The organism is Streptomyces sp. BK340 (genome assembly GCF_007827595.1).
Classification (GTDB): domain Bacteria; phylum Actinomycetota; class Actinomycetes; order Streptomycetales; family Streptomycetaceae; genus Streptomyces.
Genome location: NZ_VISR01000013.1, coordinates 70,403 through 92,061, shown reverse-complemented (window position 1 = coordinate 92,061; position 21,659 = coordinate 70,403). Strand labels below are relative to the sequence as shown.

Annotated in this window: 29 protein-coding genes, 1 tRNA gene and 1 riboswitch; of the genes, 9 read left to right on the top strand and 21 right to left on the bottom strand. The window is 68.0% G+C overall.

Features of this window, described 5'->3' with window-relative positions; genetic code table 11:
• Positions 1 to 4 precede the first annotated feature (4 nt).
• The 3 genes from FB157_RS23095 to FB157_RS23085 form a co-directional block, all read right to left on the bottom strand.
• The gene (locus tag FB157_RS23095) at positions 5 to 325 is read right to left on the bottom strand and encodes a multidrug efflux SMR transporter (protein ID WP_145882513.1); all 321 of its coding nucleotides are present in this window, start codon (positions 323 to 325) and stop codon (positions 5 to 7) included.
• A gap of 35 nt (positions 326 to 360) precedes the next feature.
• A riboswitch (guanidine-III (ykkC-III) riboswitch) is annotated at positions 361 to 431 on the bottom strand.
• Between the two features lie 63 nt (positions 432 to 494).
• Positions 495 to 797 (bottom strand): GroES family chaperonin, encoded by a 303-nt coding sequence (locus tag FB157_RS23090; protein WP_385165896.1) that lies wholly within the window; start codon positions 795 to 797, stop codon positions 495 to 497.
• Positions 798 to 919: 122 nt separating this feature from the next.
• Positions 920 to 1,249: a DUF3618 domain-containing protein gene (locus tag FB157_RS23085; RefSeq protein ID WP_145882511.1), complete on the bottom strand. Its 330-nt coding sequence runs from the start codon at positions 1,247 to 1,249 to the stop codon at positions 920 to 922.
• A 92-nt stretch (positions 1,250 to 1,341) separates the two neighbouring features.
• Here FB157_RS23085 and bcp point away from each other — a divergent pair, with 92 nt between their 5' ends.
• The 4 genes from bcp to FB157_RS23065 all read left to right on the top strand — a co-directional run bounded on the left by bcp (position 1,342) and on the right by FB157_RS23065 (position 3,367).
• Complete coding sequence (gene bcp, locus FB157_RS23080) at positions 1,342 to 1,809, top strand: thioredoxin-dependent thiol peroxidase (protein WP_145882510.1); 468 nt, start codon at positions 1,342 to 1,344, stop codon at positions 1,807 to 1,809.
• A 144-nt stretch (positions 1,810 to 1,953) separates the two neighbouring features.
• Positions 1,954 to 2,607, top strand: a complete 654-nt coding sequence (locus tag FB157_RS23075; RefSeq protein WP_145882509.1) for an HNH endonuclease — start codon at positions 1,954 to 1,956, stop codon at positions 2,605 to 2,607.
• Positions 2,604 to 3,278 carry an HNH endonuclease gene (locus FB157_RS23070; protein WP_145882508.1) on the top strand — a complete coding sequence of 225 codons (675 nt, stop codon included), beginning with the start codon at positions 2,604 to 2,606 and terminating at the stop codon, positions 3,276 to 3,278. The genes FB157_RS23075 and FB157_RS23070 overlap by 4 nt, the downstream gene beginning before the upstream one ends.
• A 16-nt stretch (positions 3,279 to 3,294) precedes the next feature.
• Positions 3,295 to 3,367: transfer RNA gene (locus FB157_RS23065), tRNA-Leu, on the top strand.
• A 55-nt stretch (positions 3,368 to 3,422) separates the two neighbouring features.
• Here the strand turns inward: FB157_RS23065 and rdgB are convergent.
• Positions 3,423 to 4,025 (bottom strand): RdgB/HAM1 family non-canonical purine NTP pyrophosphatase, encoded by a 603-nt coding sequence (gene rdgB, locus FB157_RS23060; RefSeq protein WP_145882507.1) that lies wholly within the window; start codon positions 4,023 to 4,025, stop codon positions 3,423 to 3,425.
• A gap of 58 nt (positions 4,026 to 4,083) precedes the next feature.
• Positions 4,084 to 5,397, bottom strand: coding sequence for a DUF445 domain-containing protein (locus tag FB157_RS23055; RefSeq protein WP_186581641.1), 1,314 nt, complete (start codon positions 5,395 to 5,397; stop codon positions 4,084 to 4,086).
• 198 nt (positions 5,398 to 5,595) lie between these two features.
• Between FB157_RS23055 and FB157_RS23050 the strand changes: the two genes are divergently transcribed.
• Positions 5,596 to 6,930, top strand: a complete 1,335-nt coding sequence (locus tag FB157_RS23050) for an SGNH/GDSL hydrolase family protein (RefSeq protein WP_145882505.1) — start codon at positions 5,596 to 5,598, stop codon at positions 6,928 to 6,930.
• 58 nt (positions 6,931 to 6,988) lie between these two features.
• Here FB157_RS23050 and FB157_RS23045 read toward each other — a convergent pair whose 3' ends face one another.
• The gene (locus FB157_RS23045; protein ID WP_145882504.1) at positions 6,989 to 7,438 is read right to left on the bottom strand and encodes a DUF2269 family protein; all 450 of its coding nucleotides are present in this window, start codon (positions 7,436 to 7,438) and stop codon (positions 6,989 to 6,991) included.
• A gap of 153 nt (positions 7,439 to 7,591) precedes the next feature.
• On the opposite strand from FB157_RS23045, the gene FB157_RS23040 reads away from it, so the two are divergent.
• Positions 7,592 to 8,554 (top strand): GlxA family transcriptional regulator, encoded by a 963-nt coding sequence (locus tag FB157_RS23040; protein ID WP_145882503.1) that lies wholly within the window; start codon positions 7,592 to 7,594, stop codon positions 8,552 to 8,554.
• 170 nt (positions 8,555 to 8,724) lie between these two features.
• Here FB157_RS23040 and FB157_RS23035 read toward each other — a convergent pair whose 3' ends face one another.
• Both FB157_RS23035 and FB157_RS23030 read right to left on the bottom strand, forming a co-directional pair.
• On the bottom strand, positions 8,725 to 9,027 hold the full coding sequence (locus FB157_RS23035) for a hypothetical protein (RefSeq protein ID WP_145882502.1): 303 nt from the start codon (positions 9,025 to 9,027) through the stop codon (positions 8,725 to 8,727).
• A 130-nt stretch (positions 9,028 to 9,157) separates the two neighbouring features.
• Entirely contained in the window at positions 9,158 to 9,646 is a 489-nt protein-coding gene (locus FB157_RS23030; protein WP_145882501.1) for a carboxymuconolactone decarboxylase family protein, read from the bottom strand.
• Positions 9,647 to 9,976: 330 nt separating this feature from the next.
• On the opposite strand from FB157_RS23030, the gene FB157_RS23025 reads away from it, so the two are divergent.
• Entirely contained in the window at positions 9,977 to 10,270 is a 294-nt protein-coding gene (locus FB157_RS23025) for a hypothetical protein (RefSeq protein WP_145882500.1), read from the top strand.
• Between the two features lie 11 nt (positions 10,271 to 10,281).
• Here FB157_RS23025 and FB157_RS23020 read toward each other — a convergent pair whose 3' ends face one another.
• Positions 10,282 to 10,824: an MOSC domain-containing protein gene (locus FB157_RS23020; RefSeq protein WP_145882627.1), complete on the bottom strand. Its 543-nt coding sequence runs from the start codon at positions 10,822 to 10,824 to the stop codon at positions 10,282 to 10,284.
• A gap of 268 nt (positions 10,825 to 11,092) precedes the next feature.
• Here FB157_RS23020 and FB157_RS23015 point away from each other — a divergent pair, with 268 nt between their 5' ends.
• Complete coding sequence (locus FB157_RS23015; protein WP_261386462.1) at positions 11,093 to 11,935, top strand: inositol monophosphatase; 843 nt, start codon at positions 11,093 to 11,095, stop codon at positions 11,933 to 11,935.
• Between the two features lie 29 nt (positions 11,936 to 11,964).
• Here the strand turns inward: FB157_RS23015 and FB157_RS23010 are convergent, their stop codons facing one another.
• The 9 genes from FB157_RS23010 to FB157_RS22970 all read right to left on the bottom strand — a co-directional run bounded on the left by FB157_RS23010 (position 11,965) and on the right by FB157_RS22970 (position 16,500).
• A complete protein-coding gene (locus tag FB157_RS23010) occupies positions 11,965 to 12,429 on the bottom strand; it encodes a hypothetical protein (protein ID WP_145882499.1) in 465 nt (154 codons plus the stop codon).
• Between the two features lie 83 nt (positions 12,430 to 12,512).
• Positions 12,513 to 12,737, bottom strand: a complete 225-nt coding sequence (locus FB157_RS23005) for a DUF397 domain-containing protein (RefSeq protein WP_145882498.1) — start codon at positions 12,735 to 12,737, stop codon at positions 12,513 to 12,515.
• Positions 12,738 to 12,888: 151 nt separating this feature from the next.
• Positions 12,889 to 13,110, bottom strand: a complete 222-nt coding sequence (locus FB157_RS23000; protein WP_261386461.1) for a hypothetical protein — start codon at positions 13,108 to 13,110, stop codon at positions 12,889 to 12,891.
• A gap of 47 nt (positions 13,111 to 13,157) precedes the next feature.
• A complete protein-coding gene (locus FB157_RS22995) occupies positions 13,158 to 13,373 on the bottom strand; it encodes a hypothetical protein (protein ID WP_261386458.1) in 216 nt (71 codons plus the stop codon).
• A 62-nt stretch (positions 13,374 to 13,435) separates the two neighbouring features.
• A complete protein-coding gene (locus tag FB157_RS22990; protein WP_145882496.1) occupies positions 13,436 to 14,284 on the bottom strand; it encodes a DUF5753 domain-containing protein in 849 nt (282 codons plus the stop codon).
• A 29-nt stretch (positions 14,285 to 14,313) separates the two neighbouring features.
• Positions 14,314 to 14,826, bottom strand: coding sequence for a DUF6879 family protein (locus FB157_RS22985; protein ID WP_186581640.1), 513 nt, complete (start codon positions 14,824 to 14,826; stop codon positions 14,314 to 14,316).
• Positions 14,804 to 15,031: a hypothetical protein gene (locus FB157_RS22980; RefSeq protein ID WP_145882495.1), complete on the bottom strand. Its 228-nt coding sequence runs from the start codon at positions 15,029 to 15,031 to the stop codon at positions 14,804 to 14,806. Before FB157_RS22980 ends, FB157_RS22985 begins: the two co-directional genes overlap by 23 nt.
• A 411-nt stretch (positions 15,032 to 15,442) precedes the next feature.
• Entirely contained in the window at positions 15,443 to 15,619 is a 177-nt protein-coding gene (locus tag FB157_RS22975) for a DUF397 domain-containing protein (protein WP_315903835.1), read from the bottom strand.
• A 32-nt stretch (positions 15,620 to 15,651) separates the two neighbouring features.
• On the bottom strand, positions 15,652 to 16,500 hold the full coding sequence (locus tag FB157_RS22970) for a helix-turn-helix transcriptional regulator (protein WP_145882493.1): 849 nt from the start codon (positions 16,498 to 16,500) through the stop codon (positions 15,652 to 15,654).
• A gap of 215 nt (positions 16,501 to 16,715) precedes the next feature.
• On the opposite strand from FB157_RS22970, the gene FB157_RS22965 reads away from it, so the two are divergent.
• A complete protein-coding gene (locus FB157_RS22965; protein ID WP_145882492.1) occupies positions 16,716 to 17,345 on the top strand; it encodes an ATP-binding protein in 630 nt (209 codons plus the stop codon).
• A 266-nt stretch (positions 17,346 to 17,611) separates the two neighbouring features.
• On the opposite strand, the gene FB157_RS22960 is transcribed toward FB157_RS22965, so the two are convergent.
• Genes FB157_RS22960 through FB157_RS47970 form a run of 3 tightly spaced genes read right to left on the bottom strand, consistent with a single transcriptional unit; the run spans position 17,612 to position 21,657 of the window.
• On the bottom strand, positions 17,612 to 18,958 hold the full coding sequence (locus tag FB157_RS22960; protein WP_145882491.1) for a DNA cytosine methyltransferase: 1,347 nt from the start codon (positions 18,956 to 18,958) through the stop codon (positions 17,612 to 17,614).
• Positions 18,959 to 18,967: 9 nt separating this feature from the next.
• Positions 18,968 to 20,809 carry a DNA cytosine methyltransferase gene (locus tag FB157_RS49445; RefSeq protein WP_222440956.1) on the bottom strand — a complete coding sequence of 614 codons (1,842 nt, stop codon included), beginning with the start codon at positions 20,807 to 20,809 and terminating at the stop codon, positions 18,968 to 18,970.
• The gene (locus FB157_RS47970) at positions 20,806 to 21,657 is read right to left on the bottom strand and encodes a hypothetical protein (RefSeq protein WP_222440955.1); all 852 of its coding nucleotides are present in this window, start codon (positions 21,655 to 21,657) and stop codon (positions 20,806 to 20,808) included. Before FB157_RS47970 ends, FB157_RS49445 begins: the two co-directional genes overlap by 4 nt.
• Between the last annotated feature and the right edge of the window lie 2 nt (positions 21,658 to 21,659).

Below are 21,659 nucleotides of genomic sequence, written 5' to 3'. Positions count from 1 at the left end.
AGAGTCAGTGACCGCTGGTCGCCTTCAGCCCCACGACGGCGACCAGCAGCAGACAGACGAAGAAGATCCGGGCGGCGGTGACCGGCTCACCCAGCACCACCATGCCGAGCACCGCCGCCCCGGCCGCCCCGATCCCCACCCACACGCCGTAGGCGGTACCGATCGGAAGCGACCTGGCGGCGTAGGACAACAGCACCATGCTGGCGACGATCCCGGCACCGGTGAGCACACTGGGCACGACCCGCGTGAACCCGTCGGCGTACTTCATCCCGATCGACCAGCCGACCTCGAGCAGACCGGCCACGACAAGCAGCACCCAGGCCACGACAACACCTCCGAGACGAACGGACGACTCTCTGCGGTGCGTCGTCTTTGCCTGCATCCCGGTACGGCGCGTCTCGTCGGGCTCCTTCGAACATAGCAAAGCAACGACAAAGGGGCTGGCGACAACCGTCACCAGCCCCTTCCCGGCTTCCGAGCAGAGATGCCTCTGATCAGAGATACAGGCCCGTGGAGTCCTCGCCGCCCTCGAACCGGTCGGCGGCCACCGCGTGCAGATCACGCTCCCGCATGAGCACGTACGCCACGCCCCGCACCTCGACCTCGGCCCGGTCCTCCGGATCGAACAGAACCCGGTCACCCGGCTCCACGGTCCGTACGTTCTGACCCACCGCGACGACCTCGGCCCAGGCCAGCCGCCGCCCGACCGCCGCGGTCGCGGGAATCAGGATGCCGCCGCCCGACCGCCGCTCGCCCTCACCGGCGTCCTGCCGCACGAGAACCCGGTCGTGCAGCATCCGGATGGGCAGCTTGTCGTGCTGAGGGTTGCTGTGCTCGTTTCTGTTGGCGCTCACGCCTCGAACCTACCTGCCTCGGACGGACTCGTACGACCCCGGGCCACCACTCGTCTCCGCCCTGGTCAGCGCTTACGCCGCCGCGACCCGACCGCGAGCAGGCCCACGACCCCGACGACGACCAGCGCGACGGGCACGACCCGCTCGAGCCGCGGCGCGCCCTCCTCGTCCACGAACTGCGCCCGCACCTCACTCACCACCCGGTTGACCTGGACGTAGGCCCGCCCGACCGTGTGATCGATATTGGCGACGACCTTGGCCTTGGCGTCCGCGACGATCGTCTGCGGATGCACCCGCACCCCGATCTCGTCGAGCGTCTCGGCCAGCACGTCGCGACGGCGCTTGATGTCCGCCTCGATCTGCGCCGGGGTTCTGGTGTCCGACGTGTCCGCCACCGTACGGCCTCCGAAGTCTCCTGATGCTGTCCCGGACAGTCTGTCAGCTCCACCCGCCACCGCGCCGCAACGCCCCCCGTTACGCTGGACCGATGAGCGAGCGACTCCAGCCCGGTGACGTGGCCCCCGCCTTCACCCTCCCCGACGCCGACGGCAACGAGGTGTCCCTGTCGGACCACAAGGGCCGCAAGGTCATCGTCTACTTCTACCCCGCGGCCCTGACTCCAGGCTGCACCAAGCAGGCCTGCGACTTCACGGACAACCTCGAGGTCCTGGCCTCCGCCGGCTACGACGTCATCGGCGTCTCCCCCGACAAGCCCGAGAAGCTGGCCAAGTTCCGCGAGAAGGAGTCCCTGAAGGTCACGCTGGTGGCCGACCCCGACAAGAAGGTCCTGGAGGCTTACGGCGCCTTCGGCGAGAAGAAGCTGTACGGCAAGACCGTCGTCGGCGTCATCCGCTCCACGGTGGTCGTCGACGAGGAGGGCAAGGTCGAACGAGCCCTCTACAACGTCAAGGCGACCGGCCACGTCGCCAAGATCATCAAGGACCTGGGGATCTGAGTTCCCGCGGCACGCTTCTCGTGCCCGACGGCCCGCACCGGGACACCCCGGCGCGGGCCGTTCCCATTCCGTGCGTGACTGTCCGATAAACGGTTCGTTACTCCGTACGAGCTGCGAACACGCAGCCGGAACGGAGGGGGCTCGATGGGGGCCAGTGCGTACAGCAAGGAGCGGCTGGAGGAGGCGGCTCGGGGGGCGCGGACGTTGTCGGAGGCGCTGATTCGGCTGGGGGTGGATCCGAAGAGTTCGACACGGCAGTACGTGCTCGGGCGGATGAAGAAGCTCGGAGTGGATGTCTCGCACTTCGAGCGGGAGGGGGTGAAGTGGACGCGGGAGGTGCTTGAGCAGGCGGTGGCTGCGTCCACGAACATGTGCGAGGTGCTGCGCCGGCTCGGGCTGGAGGTTGTCGGCGGTCATCACACGCACATCAGTCGCCGGATCCAGGCCTACGGCATCGACACCTCCCACTTCCGGGTGTCGAACCAGCGCGGCAAGCCCCGGCGTCCCCGAACCCCCGAGGGCCTGCTTGTCGAGCAGCCCGTCGACCAGGCCCGACGTATCCCGAGCGACCGGCTCAAGTGGGCGATGACGGCACTGGGCGTGCGGGAGTGCTGCGCGCTCTGCGGTACGGAAGGGAGCTGGCGGGGCCGTCCACTCCCGCTGGAGGTGGATCACGTCGACGGCAACTGGCGGGACAACCGGATCGAGAACCTGCGGTTGCTGTGTCCCAACTGCCATTCAGCGACGGACCATTACCGGGGGCGGGGCAAAGGGAGCGCCAGGGGTGGCGACGCATGAGCAGCGGCGTGCAGTACACCCGTGAGAGGTTGGCCGAGGCCGCCAAGCAATGTTCCGACATCGACGAGGTCATCGCCTTCTTCGGTACCCAGCCGTACGGCAATCTTCGGTGCCACCTCTTCCGGCGCTTCGACCACTTCGGGATCGACGTCTCCCACATGCCACGGCGGAGGCGAGGCAAGGCGCCGCACAGGCCAACCGCCGATGAACTGCGGCACGCGGTCGAGGGGACGACGTCTGTCGCCGGTGCGCTGCGTGCCTTGGGCCTTGAGCCGTACAACGGCCCGCTGCGCGCCCGGTTCCGTCAGTGGGTGACGCAGGACGGTCTCGATGTCTCCCACTTCCTTGGGCAAGCACACCAGCGCGGGAAACCGGGCGTGACCCCCGTGAGGCGTGCCGAGGACATCCTGGTGCGGCACGATGGCCGACGCCGGACGAGGACCCATCTGCTGCGCCGCGCGCTACGCGAGGTGGGAGTTCCCGAGGTGTGCGCCGAGTGCGGTGTGGGCCCTGAATGGCGAGGCAAGCCCATGACACTGGAGGTCGATCACATCAACGGGGACTGGAGCGACGACCGCCAAGCGAACCTGCGCTTGCTCTGCCCCAACTGCCACGCAGCCACCAGCACCTGGTGCCGAGGCGGTCGGCGACGGCATACTCTCCCCCGGTAATGTAGGGCCTGGCTAGGCGCCCGTACGCCAACGGCCGAGCGGCGATCTTTAGGTGGTCGTGTTTGTCGGTTCGAATCCGACCGGGCGCACAGGTGAATGGAGCCCCACACCTTCGAACCGTAGGTGCGGGGCTCTTTCGTGAAGTCAGCCCAACAACTCCCGCACAACCGGCACCAACCCCCGGAACGCCTTCCCCCGATGGCTGATCGCGTTCTTCTCCTCGGGGCTCAGCTCCGCGCAGGTGCGGGTCTCGCCCTCCGGCTGCAGGATCGGGTCGTAGCCGAAGCCGTTCGTGCCCGACGGGGCGTGCCGCAGGACACCCGGCAGCCGGCCCTCGACGACGCGCTCACGCCCGTCCGGCAGGGCCAGCGCCGCCGCGCAGGCGAAGTGGGCGCCGCGGTGTCCGTCCGCGATGTCGGAGAGCTGGGCGAGGAGCAGGTCCAGGTTGGCCTTGTCGTCGCCGTGGCGGCCGGCCCAGCGGGCGGAGAAGATGCCGGGGGCGCCGTTCAGGACGTCGACGCACAGGCCCGAGTCGTCGGCGACGGCGGGCAGGCCGGTGGCCTGGGCCAGGGCGTGGGCCTTGAGGAGGGCGTTCTCGGCGAAGGTGACGCCGGTTTCCTTGACGTCGGGGATGTCGGGGTAGGCGTCCGCGCCGACGAGTTCGTGGGGGAGTCCGGCTTCGGCGAGGATGGCCCTCAGCTCGGTGATCTTTCCGGCGTTGCGGGTGGCGAGGATCAGGCGGGTCATGGGGGCCAGTATTCCTGGGCGGCGGGGGGTCGGGGTGCGGGGGATAGGGGTGCGCGGGTCAGGCTCCGAGGCTCTGTGAGATCACGTAGATCAGCAGGCCCGCGAGTGAGCCGACCACGGTGCCGTTGATCCGGATGAACTGCAGGTCGCGCCCGATGTGGGCCTCGATCTTGCGGGTGGTGTGGTCGGCGTCCCAGCCGGCCACGGTGTCGGTGATCAGGGAGGTGATCTCCTTGCGGTAGGTCGTGACGATGTGCACGGCCACGCCCTCGAACCAGCTGTCGACCTTCTCCTGGACCTTGGGTTCGGCGGCCATCCGGGAGCCCAGGGAGAGCAGGGCGGCCCGTACCCGCAGCCGCAGCTGGCTGTGTTCGTCGTCGGCCGCGGCGACGATCATGGAGCGTACGGCCGTCCAGGCGGAGGCGATCAGGTCCTGTACCTCGCCGCGGCCCAGTACCTCGCCCTTGAGCCGCTCGACCCGCGCGCGGGTGTCCGTGTCGGACTGGAGGTCGGAGGCGAAGTCGGTGAGGAAGCGGTCGAGGGCGCCGCGTGCGGGGTGGGAGGGCATGTCGCGCATCTCGGTGACGAAGCGCAGCAGCTCCTTGTAGACGCGTTCGCCGACCTTCCGGTCCACGAACCGCGGGGTCCAGCCGGGTGCGCCGCCCTCCACGGCGACCATGACGTCCTCGCGGTGTATGACCAGCCAGTCGTGGGCGCGGGCGACCACGAGGTCGACCACCCGTTTGTGGCCGCCGTCGGCGACGATCTTCTCCAGCATCTTGCCGATGCCGGGTGCGATCTCCTGGGCGTCGGCGCGCCGGGTGATGGCCTCTCCGACGACGGCCTGTACGTCGGAGTCGCGGAGCACGGTCAGGGCGCCTCTGACGGCGGTGGCGAGTTCCGCGGTGACCCGGTCGGCGTGGGCGGGTTCGGCGAGCCAGGCGCCGAGCCGGCTGCCGATGCCGACGGCGCGCAGCCGCTGTCGTACGACGTCCTCGGAGAGGAAGTTCTCGCCGACGAACTCGCCGAGGGAGACGCCGAGCTGGTCCTTCTTGGTGGGGATGATCGCGGTGTGCGGGATGGGCAGTCCGAGCGGGTGCCGGAAGAGGGCGGTGACCGCGAACCAGTCGGCCAGGGCGCCGACCATGCCGGCTTCGGCGGCTGCGGCCACGTAGCCCGCCCAGGGGCCGGCGCCCTGGTGCGTGGCCCAGGTGGCCAGGACGTAGACGACCGCGACGAGCAGCAGCAGTCCGGTCGCCGTCAGTTTCATGCGCCGTACCCCGCGCCGGCGCTCCTCGTCGGCCGGGGTGAAGGCGGTCATGGTCCGGTACGACGTGGTCCGGGTCGGTGTTTCGGTCTCCGTCTGTTCCATCAGCTCCACCCGTTCGGTGATCCCGCACACAATTGTCCCTTCCTGACCGACTCCCGGAACGGAACAGGAGTTCCCGGCGTCTGTCTGGACGGGGGTTTTTGGGCAGGGCCCTGTCAGCTCTCCCTGGCCCATGAGCGATCATGGGCTCTTCAGACCGGAGCCTCGGGCTCCCATTTTCCGGGGGAGAAAAGCAGCAGCGTGACCAAGCGTCGTGGTTATGCCGTTCTCAGCGCGCTCGTCGCGCTGGTCGTGGTCGTCTGTGCCGCCATCTACGTCACCGTGGCGACCGACGACGGCACCCCTGGCGGCGGCTTCGCGGGCGGCCGCCCGCACCACGACTCGTCCGTCGCTCCCGCTTCGACCGGCACCTGGGTCGGTGCCTGGGCCACGGCGCCGATGGGCGGTGAGCCGGGCACGGAGACCCAGGGTCTGGCCGGCCGCTCGGTGCGGAACGTGGTGCACGCGAGCACCGGAGGTACGAGTGCCCGGATCACGCTGTCCAACCTGTACGGCCAGTCCCCGCTGACCATCACGCACGCCTCCCTCGCCCTCTCGGCGGGCGACGGCACCGCCGCGGCCGACGCGGAAACGATGCGGCGCCTCACGTTCAACGGAAGCACCAGCGTCGTCATACCGGCCGGCGGGCAGGTGCTCAGCGATGCGGTGCGCCTGGCGATCGCGCACGGTACGGACGTCCTGGTCACCACGTACTCGCCCACGCCGTCGGGCCCGGTGACGTACCACCCGCACGCGCGGCAGCTGTCGTACGTCGCCCAGGGCGACCGCACCGAGGACGCGACCGGTACCCCGTACACCGAACAGACCCCGTACTGGCGTTATCTGACGGCCCTCGACGTCCTCAGCAACGAGGCCACGGGCACGGTCGTCGTGTTCGGCGACTCCATCACCGACGGCATAACCTCCACCGTCGGCGCCAACCACCGCTGGACCGACGTCCTCTCCGGCCGGCTGCGCACGGCCGTCGAGAACGGCGACGCGCTGCCCCGCTACGGCGTCGTCAACGAGGGCATCAGCGGCAACCAGGTCCTCGCCGACGGCCTCGGGAGGCCCGCCGAGAACCAGAGCGGCCTGGGCCGCTTCGGCCGGGACGCGCTCTCCCGGACCGACGTCAAGGTCGTCGTCATCGACCTCGGCATCAACGACATCCTGCGCAACCCGAAGCTCGCCGACCCGAACCGGATCGCCGACGGCCTGCGCATCCTGGTCCGCCAGGCCCACGCCCGCGGCCTGAAGGTGGTCGGCGCCACGCTCATGCCGTTCAAGGCCCACCGCGGCTGGACCCCGGCCCGCGAGGCGGTGCGTCAGCAGGTCAACGCCCAGATCCGGGCGGGCCGCGTGTACGACGCCGTGGTCGACTTCGACAAGTCCCTCAGGGACCCCTACGACCCGCGCCGCCTGCGCCCCGAGTACGACTCCGGGGACCATCTGCACCCCAGCGACCTGGGTTTCGCCAAGATGGGCGAGGTCTTCGACCTGAACGCGCTCAAGGGCGCGGGGCAGGCGGAACTGTAGGCGCTGCCGGCGCTGTTCCGAGCGCGGGCGGTCGTGACCCGCCGCCGACAACAGGGACTCAGGCTCCGGTCGTCGACCCCGGCCGCACGATCATCAGGATCGTCACGGCCGCCCACAGCAGGTTGAACACCCCGGTGAACATGGCCAGTCGTACGGTCTTCTCGCGTGTCCCCTCGCCCTCCACGAGCGCGGTCTGGGCGGGCAGCACCAGCGCGGCGAGCACGAGGGCGGCCAGCGCCGTGAGCCCTATGGACACGATCAGCCAGGCGCTGCCGAGCACGCCCATGTTGCTCGCGGTGGCGAACCCGAAGACCGGGACGACGACACCGGCGACGGCGTAGACCTTGCAGATCCGGTGCAGCAGCCGCACCGTCTCCGCGGCCCGGGTGTCGTCCGGGGCGGCCAGGGCCCGGCGGGCGGCGGGCGGGAACATGCTGGCGGCGACGGTGACGGGCCCGATGGCGACGATCGCGGCGAGGACGTGGACGGCGAGGAGGAACTTGGTCACGGGGGGAGGCTAGGCGGGCGGCGGATCCCGGGAACAGTGGCGAGGTTGCCACCGGGCGACGGATTCTCGCCAGTTCTCTGTTCGCGGGTAACAGGGGAGACAGGCCTGCAGGGCCAGGTTGGCGACAATCCGGCGTACGGCTAGTTTCCTGCCATGCACACCGTGGCCGTCCTGGCGCTCGACCAGGTGATCCCGTTCGACCTGTCCGTCCCGGTCGACGCCTTCGGCTGGGCCCGGCTGCCGGACGGGCGGCCCGCCTACCGGGTGCGGGTCTGCTCCCCGGCGGGGGAGGTGAGCGCGGGCGCGGGGGTCTTCACCGTGCGGGCGCCGTACGGCCTGGAGGCGCTGGCGGAGGCGGACACGATCATGCTGCCGGGCGTCGCCGACCCGACCGCGCCGCTGCCGCCGGGGGTCGCGCAGGCGGTGTGCGCGGCGGCGGCGAACGGGACGCGCGTCGCGTCGATCTGCGTGGGCGCGTTCGTGTTCGCGGCGACGGGGCTGCTGGACGGGTGGCGGGCGACGACGCACTGGAGGGCGGCCGGGGACCTCGCCGCGATGTACCCGAAGATCACCGTCGACCCGAACGTCCTCTACGTCGACAACGGCCAGTTCCTTACCTCCGCGGGCGCGGCCGCTGCCATGGACATGTGCCTGCACATGATCCGCAGGGACCACGGCTCGGCGGTCGCCGCGCATGCGGCACGGTCGGCCGTGATGCCGCTGGAACGGGAGGGCGGGCAGGCCCAGTTCATCGTCCACGACCTGCCTCCGGCCCCGGCCGGCGCGACCCTGGAGCCGCTCCTGGCCTGGCTGGAGGACAACTGCGACCGCGACCTCACCCTGGACGAGATCGCGGTACAGGCCCGCATGAGCGGCCGCACCCTCAACCGCCGCTTCCGCGAGCAGACCGGTACGACACCGCTGCAGTGGCTGCACCGGGCGCGGGTGCGGCGGGCGCAGTACCTGCTGGAGACGACGCCGTACCCGGTGGAACGGATCGCGGCCCAGGCGGGCTTCGGGTCGCCGACGGCTTTCCGGGAACGGTTCCGCCGGGTGGTGGGGACGAGTCCGCAGGCTTACCGGCGGTCGTTCCGGTCGGCGAACGGGGTGGGGTGACCCGGTTCCGGTGGTCCGGTCGGCGAACCGGGGTGGGCCGATCCGGATGTGAGCCGACTCAGCCCCGACGCTCCGGTCGGCGAACGAGGTCGTCCGACTCGGCCCCGGCGGTCGGCGAACGACGTGGGGATACTTCAACCCCGGCGGTCGGTGAACGACGTGGGGACAGCTCAGCCCCGCCGGTCTGCGACGGCCCAGGAGGCCAGGGCCACGGCGCCCGCGACACCGAACACCGACGGCCAGGCGCCGACCTTCTTCGCCAGCGGGTGCGATCCGGCGAACGCGGCGACGTACGCGGCGGTCAGCGCACCGGCGGCCCTGCCGCCCGCCTGCCGGCGCCACTGCTGCGCGGCGGCGGCACCGGCGACGGCCAGGACGGCCCCGCCGAGCTGCCGCTTCTTGGTCCAACGGGCGACGCCGTAGCCACCGACGAGCCCGGTCGCGGCGATCACCGAGCTGGGAACCTTCGCCATGTCTGCCTCCCTTTGTCTGTGTCCCGAGGCTAACTCCGGGGTCGGCGGACGAGCTGAACCTGAGTCGGGGCTTGTCAAGTTTCCACGGAGGGAATCACCCCGACCGGTTCCGAACCCGGCGATGGACCGGTCAGTCCCACTGCTCGGCCGCGAGGGAGCTGACCGGCTGCGGCTTGCCGATGACGGCCAGGGCGATGAAGAAGTTGATCTGGCCGATCGCGATGGTGAGGGTGGCCAGCGCCTTCTGGTCGTAGTGCTTCGCCACCTCCGCGTACAGCTCGTCGGAGACGCGCTCCTGGCCGTGCGGGGCGGGCTGGAGGGTGGCCTCCACCAGGGCGAGGGCGGCACGCTCGGCGTCGGTGAAGTACGGGGCGTCCATCCAGGAGGAGACAGCCGTGATGCGCTCCTCGGACTCCCCGGCCTTGCGCAGGAAACCGGTGTTCAGGACCGTCAGGTAGGTGTTGCCGACGATCTGCCCGGCGCGCAGGTGGACGAGGCTCATCGTGCTGCGCGGCACCGAGCGGTTGCCCGTCGCCCGGAAGAGGGCGGCGCTGATGTCGTTCAGCTCGGGGACGAACTCGGCCGGGTTGGGCATACGGGAGATCGAGGTGTTCGTCATGGCTGCTCTCCTTGGTGAGTGCCTGATCGGCGTCTGCACAGCACTGACGGATGGGTGCGCGGAGATGTGACAGGAATCGGGGAGAGATTTTTTCGGACGTGGTCCGAGCTTGCTTCGGGCATGCTCGGGGCTTGCTCCGGGCCTGGTGGCGGCCCTGCTTGCCTCAACTTCGCTCGTAGAAAGAGACGTTGATGAAGCCCGCACCCGTACGCGGACGGCAGTGGCACGGCACCCTCACCGCGGCCTCGTTGGGCCCGACGGGTGCTCCAGCCCCTTCACCGTCGAGGCGTATGACGGGAACGGCGGTCGAGCCGTGGAAGGATCGGCGCCATGGGTGGCACCGAGAAGCACTGGGTGTACCGGGTCGACGAGCCGCACGGTTCGCAGGGCTGGCGCCCTTATGGCGGCCACCCGGAGCGCCGGCGGGGGACCGTCACCACCGACGACCCGGCCCATGGCGCGAGGTACGTCGCCGCGCTCGTCGTCACCGACCTGGTGACCGAGTGGGAGCTGCGCGGCATCGGGGAGCGGCATGTGCGCGTGATCGTCTGGGAGGACGAGGAAGGCGTCGGCCCCGAGGACGCGGTCTTCACCCTGGAGATCCAGCCCGACATCAACTCCTGAGAGGGCGCCTCTCAGACCCGCTCGAGCGCCCGATGCGGGCTGTCGGGCAGCTCCACGGCGATGGCGTCCCCGGGCCGTACAACGCCCCCCACCTTCACCACACCCATGACCCCGGCCCTGTACACGACGCGCCCGTCCTCACCGCGCCCCACGACCTCCTTCAGAAGCCCCTTCTGAAAGGTGTCGATCTGAGCACAGGGATTGCGCAGCCCGGTCACCTCGACGACGGCGTCGTCCCCGATCCGCAGCAACGCCCCGGTGGGCAGCCCCAGCAGATCGATCCCCCGGGTGGTGATGTTCTCCCCGAGCTCCCCGGCCGCCACCCGGAACCCGTTTCCCGCGACCTCCTCGAAGAGCTCCTCCTGAATGAGGTGCACTTGGCGCAGGTTGGGCTGAGTCGGATCCTGGGCAATGCGGAACCGGTGCTTGACGGTGACGCCGGCATGCACGTCCCCTTCGACCCCGAGCCCGGCAAGCAGCGTGATGCTCTCCCGATTCGGCTTGCTGAAGGAGTACTCCCCGTTGCTGCTCACAGCAGTGACAGTCCCACCCATGTCGCAACCCCCGCTTCCGCTCGTCCGCTCGTCCGCTGTCGGCTCCAAGATCCGCCGAGAGCCTAACCCGCGCCGGATGCGGCGCTGATGGCGGCGGGTCGGGGGACGGGTTGGGGGCGGGTGCTCGCCCGACGACGGAATCGGCCGGCCGAGCACCCGAAGACACGGCGACGCGGTCCCCTCGCCCCCTCCTTGCCGCCCTCCTTGCTCCGCGGGGCCATGGCATCCTTCCGGGGGACCGTCCCTGACCCGACAGGCGGTGACCCCTGTGAACAACCACGACCGCAACCACGACCACGACCTGGACCTGGCCTTGGAACTGGACCTGGACCGTGCTCTGGCGGTCGCGACCGACCTGGCAGCCTGGGCGTCAGAGGCGATCCGCCGCCCGCGTGACGGCGGGGTACGGGAGAAGGCGAGCCCGGCCGACATCGTCACGCAGACGGACGAGACCATCGAGGCCCACGTCCGTTCGGTCCTGCGGTCGGCCTTCCCGGCCCACGGCATCGAGGGCGAGGAGTACGGCACCGACGAGCCGGCGACCCCGAACGCCCCGTACTGGGTGGTGGACCCGGTGGACGGCACGACGAACTACGCCCACGGCATCGGCTGGTGCTCCTTCTCCCTGGGCCTGGCGGCCGCCGACGGCACCCCGCTGCTCGGCCTGGTGGCCGACCCCTGGCGAGGGGAGACCTTCACGGCGGTCCGAGGTCGGGGCGCCTACTTGAACGGCACCCCGATCCGCGCAGCCACCCACACCACCCTCACCGGCCACCTCTTCCTGACGGAATGGGCGGCTCACGCCCACTGGCCGGGCCTGGACGCTCTCCTCGCCGCCCTGTCCGCCCGCCACTGCACGACACGGGTGATGGGCTCGACGGCACTCTCCTTGGTTCAGGTGGCAGCAGGCCGAGCCTCCGCGGCAGCCGTCGGCGAGTTCCACGCGGTGGACGGGCTTCCGGCGTACCTGATCGCGAGGGAGGCGGGGGCGGTGGCACTCCCTCAGGTGCCTGCGTATGACGAGCCGTTGCTGCTGATGGCGCCTGGTGTGGTGGAGGAGATGGCGGAGCTGTGGCGGGCGATGACCCCTCGGAGGAACACGTCCGAGTAGACCTCACACCGTCTATCCGTCTATCCGTACTAACCCGGACACGTCAGTTCAGGCTTCGAACGGTTCGGAGAGCAGGTAACCACAGCAAGCGACAGGTACGAGGGCCGCTCGAGATAGAACCCGAGCGACACATCACTCCCTGAACTGAGCTTCTCGACAGCCGAGTTGACCAACAAGCCGAGTTCGATGAAGTCGCGCTCCCCTTCGGAGGCGAACCTGGGCGCGTACTCGGCCATGCGCGCTGCGATCCAGGAGGCCGCGTCCTTCGCCTCATCCCACGTGTCACGAACCAGGGAACGTGGTTTGACGAGCCAGTAAGCCGTCTCCAGCGGAGGGAGGTCCACGGTCGTGAACGCCGCCGCCACCTCGCGATAACGCTGGATCAGCTCGGGCTTGCTTCCGGCCGGTGGCGGCACGGGATGCGGAGGTCGCCGGAGGGCCTCCTGGTCGAAACGCTCTTTCGCCCCAACCCATAGATAGCCGTGGTGATGCACGAGTCGTTCCTGTCGCGCGTCGAAGACCGAGAGGGGACCGGTCCCGGTTCCACACGGGAGCCGGGACCGGCCGAGGGGGAGGGTCAGACACGCAGTCCGAACCGCGCCGGATCGATGCCGGCCGCGTCCAGCTCCTCCGTGGTGAACCGAAGCGGCTCCACATCCGGCCGCTTGCTGTCACCCAGCGCCCAGGCGTCGTCGCCGATCCGGGCCAGCGTCACGCACCCTTCCGTGCAGGGACCTCCGCAGGCCTTCACGAAGGAGGCCCCGCTGATGTCGAGCCCGTACAGCTTGGTTCCGTCCAGCATCACTGCACCTTCCTGCTCAGCTGACGCGGCCGCGAGCGACCGCCGCCGCCCATCCCGGGCGGGAGATCTTGGAGTAAGACAGATGCCTCGGGGCGCGGCGGAGCTGTCCCCGATGAAGTCCGGGTGGGTTGGGGGGACTCCGACCGAGGTTTCAGGCCCTGTCGAGCGGCATAGCCGAGGGCGACTCGGTCGGGAGGGAGGAGACGGTCACACGAGCGTGGTCGGTGCATGCACGCCGGAACAGCTCGTGGTCCGTCTTGGCCGTGTGGCGCATGGCCCATTCGGAGCACTTTTTGTCTCGGTCGGCGATGTGCGAGTCGGCGCAGCCGAAGGTCGCGCAGAAGATCTCCCACGTCACGCCGGCCTCGCTCACGTGACTGATCGTGTAGTTCACGAATCGCCATACAGAACGCGCCGGCATCAGAACCGCCTCGTGTTCATCTCGTTCACACGTGCCCGCAAGCGTTCGTTGGCGTCGGCCGGCCAGAGCTCGTCCGGATCTGCCTCCCATTCGATCCCCCCGCCCAAGGGGCGCAGCAGGGCCCGTCCCGCCTGGTAGTCCACTACCTCGCCGACACGGTCTCGCTTGGTGTCGTAGACCAGCTCACCTACGTCAGGAGTCACCGTTTCCGCCATGCAAATCACGCTAGGTAGCGGCCAGGTGCGCCCTCAACGAACGTGCCAGAACTTGCCGACGATCACCTGAGTGCGTCGATCGCCGAGGTAATCAGCTCGCGGGCCTTCGAGCCGTAGACGGCCAACTCCTGCAGTGCACAGAAGGTCTGCGCATACAGGTCGATCTCGTGGCTCTGGGTCACAGTGAGGTGCGCGGAGACCAGCTCGACGTTGGCGACCTCGGTGTCGTACAGAAAGAAGCCCTCAACGGGCCAGATGCGAGACCGGTCCGCGGTCAGCGGGATGATCCCGAGCGAGACGGACGGGAGGGAGGCGGCGGACAGCAGGTGGCCGAGCTGTCCGGCCATGACCTCGGGGCCGCCGATGCGGTAGCGAAGCGCGGCCTCCTCCAACACGATTGCGAAGCTGTGGTCGCCTTCGTGGATGACGTGCTGCTTGGCAATGCGGACGCGCACCGCTTCTTCCACGTCATCGACCAATTGGCGGCGATCACGGATCGACGTCAGCACCGCTTCAATGTAGGGGGCCGTCTGCACTGGGCCCGGGATGAGCCAGGACGAGTAAATACGAAAACGGCGGGTGCGTTCCCAGAGTGGAACCACAGACTCTTGCGCGCGACGCAGCCCGGATCGCTCCATGCGCCGCCATTCGACGTACATGCCGTCGATACCGCGTGCCGTCGTGACGAGATCGTCAGCGAGGTGGGGAACACCGCAGTGCAGTGCCCATGACCGAAGATCGGCTTCAGAGGGACTACGGGTCCCGCTCTCGTACCGAGAGCACTTGGATTCGTGCCAGCCGGCAAGCGCAGCCAACGCCCGCGCCGTGAGGTCGGCGTCGAGCCGGATCTCACGCAGGCGTTGGCCGAGCGCCTTACGGGCTTCCTGAACGCTGGAGGAAGGGGACGACATGGCGTTGCGCTGAACTCTTCCCCTGCCGATCAGGCGAGTTGGTAGTCGGCGTGAGGGACTCCCAGTTCCCAGACCGCCTCAAAGGCACTCGCGCACAGCTTGATTTCCTGGGGATCGGTGCTGAGAGACGGCTCCAGCCACTCACCCTCGCCGTCGAAGTGGTTCACGAGTAGCAGGGACGAGTCGAACAGCCAGAAGTCGTTGCCGGGCAGAGCGACGCCGGTGGCCTTCCTGCGCGGCAGCCAGCGCACTTCTTCGCCTGCCGCTATGTTCAGGGCATTGGTCACCTCGTGCTCGAACCGGATGTACTTGCTCACTGGCTCGGACACGACGCGGGCGCGGCGGACCTCCACTCCTCGCCTCGTCGCCTCGGTGACCAGTGCGAGCCAGTCAGCCCACCTCTCAGCGGGGTTGATCACCGCGCCGGCGGCCCAGGCGATGTACGCCGGATCCGACTTCATGTAGGCGTCCCGCATCTCCAGATGGACTGCTGATTCGCGGCAGTCGCGGAACAGTTCCTCAAACGTCGGAACCGTGGTCACGCTGTACCTCCAAGAAGAACTGGACCATGCGTCGCGGGATCTCCACCACGGACTCGTGGCCGGGGATGTCCATCTGGCCGAGCCGCTCGTCGTCCAGCACCTTCCATCCCTGCACGAGATAGGTGTCCTTCTCCTCGTCCAGATACACAGTGGGCGAGCCACCGCTCGGGCTTTCGGGGTCCTTGCCGAGCTTGCGCAGGGCCATAGGTCCACCTCCGTCGTAGGTGACGATCCGTATGCCAGAGCCTGCCGCCCAAGACGCTTCAGAGGACAGTAGCTTGCCAGAACTTGCCAGTAGTGACAGCTATTCGCCTGCGGCGAGGGGCGTGCACAACTGGCTGGCCGCGTCGGACGGCGTCATCGTGTGGGGTTGCGGTGTGCTTCGAAGCCGTCATTACTGATGCGCGGAGCACCGGGTGACAAGGAGAAGAGAAGCGCCGTGATCGAAGCGGAGCTGGAGGCCCGGATCCACTCGCCTGAGGCGCTTGTGCGGCAGATCGATGAGCGTGCGACAGCGGGCGTTGAGGCATACCGGGTCCCGCACTACGACCGGCCCGACGGCTCGTTGGAACAAGTCGGATCAGGGGGGTGGCGGGACGTGGCCGTTCAGGTGCCGTCAGCCTTCGGCGCCGTGCTTCACGGAACGTATGAAGGAGAGCCAAGCCCCGCTGCCGACGGTGATCTCAGGTCCGTCTGCACTCTTCGAGTCTCGCACCTGGGCCTGATCATCCGCCAGCGCGCACTGGACGCACTCCCCTCCGGCACCGTTGCTGTACGACGACGTGCGCCACACCGGTCGGCTGCTCCCATCCGGGGCTGCAATGGTCAACTTGCGTATCCCTTCAAGACCGTTTCGATGAGTTGGGCCGAACGCTGAGGGCTCAAGGCGGCAGCCCGGAGGCCGTCGAAAGCCCGGGTGTACTCACGAACATGATGCTCGCCCTCCAAGTAGACAGCATCAGTGATGCCGTCCCGGTAGACGATGTCCGGATCCTCCAGGGCAGGAAAGCCCAGCATGGTGAAGGAGCCCGTGGCCGGATAGGTGCCCGAGTCGAAGGGGAGGACCTGCAGGGTCACGGTGGGCAACTTGGCTGTGTCCAGGATGCGTTCGGTCTGCTCCCGCATCAGCCCACGATCTCCGATGACATTGCGCAGAGCGCCTTCGTTCACGATGAACCAGGCTTCTGGCGCATCGGGCCGCGTCAGCATGGCTTGACGCTCCATGCGTACTCGAACCGCCCTGTCGATGTCCTCGGCGGACATGTGCGCACCGGTCTTGTGGATCTCGGAGGCGTAGGCGTGGGTCTGCATGAGGCCGGGCACCAACTCGCACTGGTACTGGCGGAAGCTCGACGCGTCCTGTTCCAGGCCGATGTAGATGTTGAACCACTCCGGAACACCTGAGCCGTGGACCTGCCACCAGCCCCGCACCTTGGCCTGGCGGGCCAGCGACTTGAGAAACTCGCGCAGCTCGTCGCCGGTGCCGTAGAACCGGCACAGGGCATCGATGTCCGAGGGCTGCACCCGGCCGCTGCCCGTCTCCATGCGGTTGACCTTGGAGCCGCTCCAGTCCAGAGCCTGGCCGACCTGGGCGCAGGTCAGCGTGCTCTGCTCACGAAGCTTCTTCAGTTCGATAGAGAGGCGGCGTCGGCGTGCCGTGGGTGATCCGGCCATATCAACCCCGTTTCGACTAGCGGGCGTTCAGTCTCGCGCCAAGGGGTGGGCTTGCCAATCACTCGGAAGTGGGAATCCCGTCGTGCACATTGCATGAAGGGATCCGCTCGTCGCACTCTGATGGCGACGCAACTCATCGTGATCCCCTGTGACGCTATGTGGTTCATGGGGTGTCGCCTGCGACGAGAGGGGTTTTCGTGGGGCAGGAAGCGTGCATGACGCGCAAACCATGGGATCTCGCCTTCACCGCCGAGCCGACGGAAGTGGCCGTCTTACGACGGGCCTTGCGGCTGCACCTGGGCATCTGGGGTTTGCACGAAGTCACCGACGAAGCTCAGCTCTGCGTGAGCGAGTTGGCGTCCAACATCATCACGCACGTCGGCCTTGGCACCCCGGCCACACTCGCGGTTTCGATGAACGGGGTGCACCTGCGCATCGAGGTCCACGATCCCGATACGCGCGTTCTGCCCACCCTCCTCGACCCAGACCTGGACTCGGAGGGCGGGCGAGGCATGGCCCTCGTCGACGCGATCGCCGCCCGCTGGGGTGTGCAGCTCCGCCTCGACCGGAAGGTCACGTGGTGTGAGCTGGCAACCGGTCTCACGTCACCGAACGGCCACGTAGAGGGCCCCGGCGTGCAGCGGGCCGAGGCCCTGTTGGAGTTCTACGCAGGTGCGAAACCGCCCCTCCGGCCCGGTGCCGGGAAGCTGGGGAGGGCTGTGGCCGAGGAGTCGGTGATCACGGCCATCACGGACTTTCTTCATTGGCTCCGCGCGCACGGCTGCGACGCGGACGAGGCTTTGGATCGTGCTCAGACACGCTACGACGCTCAACTGAACAGCTGAGATTACGGCGTCGCCGTACGTGGCGAGCAGAAGTGCATCGTGCAGGGCCGTCCGGTACCCCTGCCCTGATGCAGGGCCATCCCTGCATCAGGGCGACAGGCCACTGCTCGCCGTGCTGGCGCAGGTGTGCGACGGCGGACCCTGGATCGAGATGAGGCGTGCGTTGCATGCGCACTCTGCCCGCCAGCAACGGGAGCTTCCATGAAGCGTTGAGACAGCGGGCCGAACGTTGGGTGAGTAGGCTCTCCGTACTCAGGCCACCCGATTCAGTCGCGCAGGTAGGAGTGAATTGCCGCCGCGATGGCCTTCCCCAGTGGAATCGGAACCGCATTCCCGATCTGGGTGGCAATTTCTGTCTTCGTGCCACACCAGCGAAAGTCCATCGGGAACCCCTGGATGCGAGCCGCCTCGAAGTGTGTGATGGGGCGATCTTCTTGCGGGTGGAGGTAGCGACCCTTCTCGGGCTTGAAGAACTCGGTGCGGATGGTCACCGACGGTTCGCCGAGGCGGAGCCTGCCCATGACGTCGCCGGTTCCGGAGTTGTGCTTGTCCCAACTTTCGGTCGAGAGGTATCCGACTGGAGTCCTCACGCCAGGAGGATTCGATGTGTTGAAGTACTTGAACTCGCCGAATTCGTCCTGGGTGTACCACCGGCCACTGAGGTGCTTGCGGTTCCCACCGGCAGGGATGGCGCCGTATCGGGCCAGAGAGATCGTCTCCGGATTCCGGCCGAAGTGAAGGTCTTCGGTGTTGAAGATGCCGGGCAGCTCGGTCTTCAACTCGGGCACGAACTTCTTCATGTTCGGCAGTTCTCCAAGTGCGCGCTTGGAGGATTCACGGAAGATGTCGTCCACGGTCTCCCAGTACGAAATCCCCGCGTCGACACCGTCGATCGGTCGATTGGCCGGCGTGGATCCGTTTTTCGGGCGACGGAAGTGCGACTTGATGGGGTATGTCATCGTGCGGCCGTTTTCAACATCGCGCCGAACGCCTATGACGATGGCTCTGCGGCGAGCCTGCGCGGCACCGTAGTCCGCAGCGTTGAGGAGGTAGCGCTTGTTCTTCTCCTCCTCGGAGTCGGTGGGCTCATGGCCGGGGGGATCGACGAGTCGGTATTCGGCGAGCTTGCCCCCCTTCTTCACCTCGTTGAGGAGATTCCGAAATTCGTCCGACTTCAGGAAGCGGTCCACATTTTCGATGACGAAGACCTTGGGGCGGATTTCCGCCACAATGCGAACGTACTCCTCCCAGAGGCGGTTGCGTTCGGTGCCCTTTTTCGCGCGGTTCAAGGCCGAGAAGCCCTGGCACGGAGGACCCCCGACGACGACGTCCGCGTGGAGCGCCTCCGGGGTCGGCCTCCAGGCCTCGATGTCGCCGACATGCACCCGAGCCGCCGGCACCCGACCGTCCTTCCGGAGCTCCCCGAAGTTCACCGCGTACGTGGCCGCCGCGGCACGGTTGTGTTCGACGGCGGCGAGGCTGTGAAAGATCGGCCCGCCATCGCACTTCCCGGCGGGGCGGAACTCGTGGAACCCCTGAGTGAAGCCCCCGCAGCCGCTGAACAGATCGACGACGGTGATGGGTTCGGGGGTGACGGAACGGGGCGTGAGCATAGGCCGATCTTAGCTTCGGAGTGCGGTTGCGAGGGCGTGGCCGAGAGCGGCTGCCAATGGAGGTGGCATCGCGTGGCCCACTTGACGATACCTGGACGTCTTGCCGCCGAAGAGCTTCCAACCATCCGGGAAGGCCTGGATCGTCGCCGCCTGTTCCACGGTCAGCTTGGGCAGTTCATCCAAGGGGAAGTCGGCTCCCGGAGGCTCGTCCCCGAGGCTGTTGCCGTTGACTCCGAGTGCGGCCCACGCCTTCTTGCTGCCCGTCGGACCGAGGTCGGCTCCACCTCTGCGGTCGGAGCCCCCGACGAGGGCCGGGGCGATCCGGTCGGCTTTCTTGATCCAACGCTCGGCGCCGGGCCAACCTCCGGCAGACATGGAAGCGCCGAGGGCCTCTCCCACCGTGGGCGGTGGTTCGTCATTCGGCAGGGGCCATGAGAAACGCCCGAAATACGGCTCTCGCAGAGCGACCAGAAAACCGCTCTTCCGGTTTTGAGGGACGCCGAAGTCGGAAGCATTCAGGATCTTCCAACCGGTGCGGTAGCCAGCCTGGTGCAGCTCGTGGTCGATCCAGGCCCGATCCGCGGCAAATTCCGGGCCGTCGACCAGATCAGGGACGTTTTCGAAGAGAACTGCCTTCGGTCCGATGTCGCACGCAAGGCTGATCGCGGAGCGGAGGACCCGGCGTTCCTCCGTGTCCTCTGCCCGCCCGACCGTCGCCGACGACTTGACACGTGGCAGTCCGCCGCTGATGAGATCGACGTCAGCGGCGTCGGAGCGCATCCGCGGGTTGAATTGGACCACGTCCATGCACACGACGTCCCAAGCCGGTCGGTTGAGGTCGATCGAGAAACAGGCATCAGCCTTGCTGTCGATGAGCAGCACCGGGTCGAATCCGGCGCGTTCGAGGCCGAGTGCCTGGCCTCCTGCTCCCGCACAGATCTCCAAGGACCTGAATCGTCGGCTTTCGGGGGAAGCTGGCGGTGTTCTTTGGGGGAGCGGGGGCACCTGGTCAGGGGACGCAGAAATGGGAGCGGGATCGACTGCGCCGCCGGAAGCCGCCGGATCCGAAACGGCTTGGGTCGAATTCGGTGCTGGTCTCGGGCGCTGGGCGTCCACCGACTCCTGGGCCACGGCACGCAACTCGCTGTCGAGAGCGTGCTCCGCGATGCCGTCGAACAGCACGAACGGGGCGAGTCGGAGCAGACGCTTGAGGAAGTCACGGAGGGTTTCGCGCTCGTTCAGACCGGTCAGATCGAGATCTTTCCACACCCGCAGGATCGCCCTCACCAAGTGAGGGCTTCCACCCAGCGCGGCGCGGCGCGCGTAAATCTGGTCGAACGCGGCCTCACCGAGGATCTCGAGAGCGCGGTACGGCTCCGACTCCTCGGGCGCCCGCACGAGCTGTGCCCGCCACCAGAGACGCCCAAACACGTGCCGCGTGAGGTCAGTGCCGAGGACCCGGTCCTTGGGAGGCTGCGGATAGCGCCAGAACGCAACATCAGGAAGGACGACGAGAGCCAAGAAGGCCCAGACGTCTCTGGATGCGGCTTCGGCGGGCACCATGCCCATCTCGGAGTGCAGCAGCGCGGCCAGCCGCAGGTCGAACTCGGCATTGCGCGCACGGTCGGAGTCGTCGGGGAAACCGGCACGCTTCGCGAGCTCCAACACGCCTTCCCGCATTTCACGGAGCTGAGCGGAGGGGACCCGGTCACCGCCCGTGGCCACGTACACCGCGGAGTCGTGGGTGAGGGCGACGCGTCGGGACAGGTCGGCCGGCGTGAGGTGACGGCACTCCTCGAAGAGAGGTCTTGCTTGTTCGGCGAGGAGTCGAGGGTAGAGAAAGCTCATCATGACACCTCGAAGATCTTGACGGCGGCCTGCAGATCCGACGAGAACAAGGCGGGCGACTGCCGGCGGCGGAGTCGTATGTCGGTGATCGACTGCCCGGGGAACAGCTGGTCGAACAAACTCAGCAGGGTGGCGCCAAGGGAACCGTCGGGGAAGTCCGCGTCCTCGACGAACTCTTCATGTCCTAGCGCGTGCTCGACCATGACCCTGGCGGCATCCGCGTACACCGCCGAGAGAACGATCCGATCAACGGGGCGAGGCTTGGCCGCGTTCTGGAATGCCGTGGCGGTGACCGTGTTCTGCTCGTTGACGAGGAGTAGCAGGGCACCCATGGTGGCGCTCTCCAGGCCTCCACTGATTTGCAGGTGCCAGGCGGCGTGCTCCGGGAACGATGTCCGCGCGAAGTCGATCACGGCCATGGGGAACTGCGGGGCGTCTCCCTGCAGACGAAGTGCCTCGCGATCGCTCCACAGCACGGATCCCGCTCGCCTCGGCGAGCTCGGCCGTGCGTCGTTCATACGTTCGGCGAGCACGAGCGCGGTGTCCAGGAGTAGCAGACCGCCGAGGTCGGCACCACGCAACCGGACGTCGAATGCGACTGTCTTTGTGCCGGCTTCGGACATGCGCACATGCTGAGCAGGGCCACTGAGGTTGGAACCTGTGGCAGTCCAGACGACCGAGAGCATGAGCGCCGCGTTCGCCGACAGCCCCGTCTGCTGCCTGACCCGGTCCAGGTCGACACGGACGGTTCGGCGTACGTGCACGTCCATTTGGTAGTCCCAGTCGGGCAAGGCCTCGGGCAGGGTCACCTCGCCGTCCTCGACCACCAGACGCCAGGGTTCCGGTGTCACGA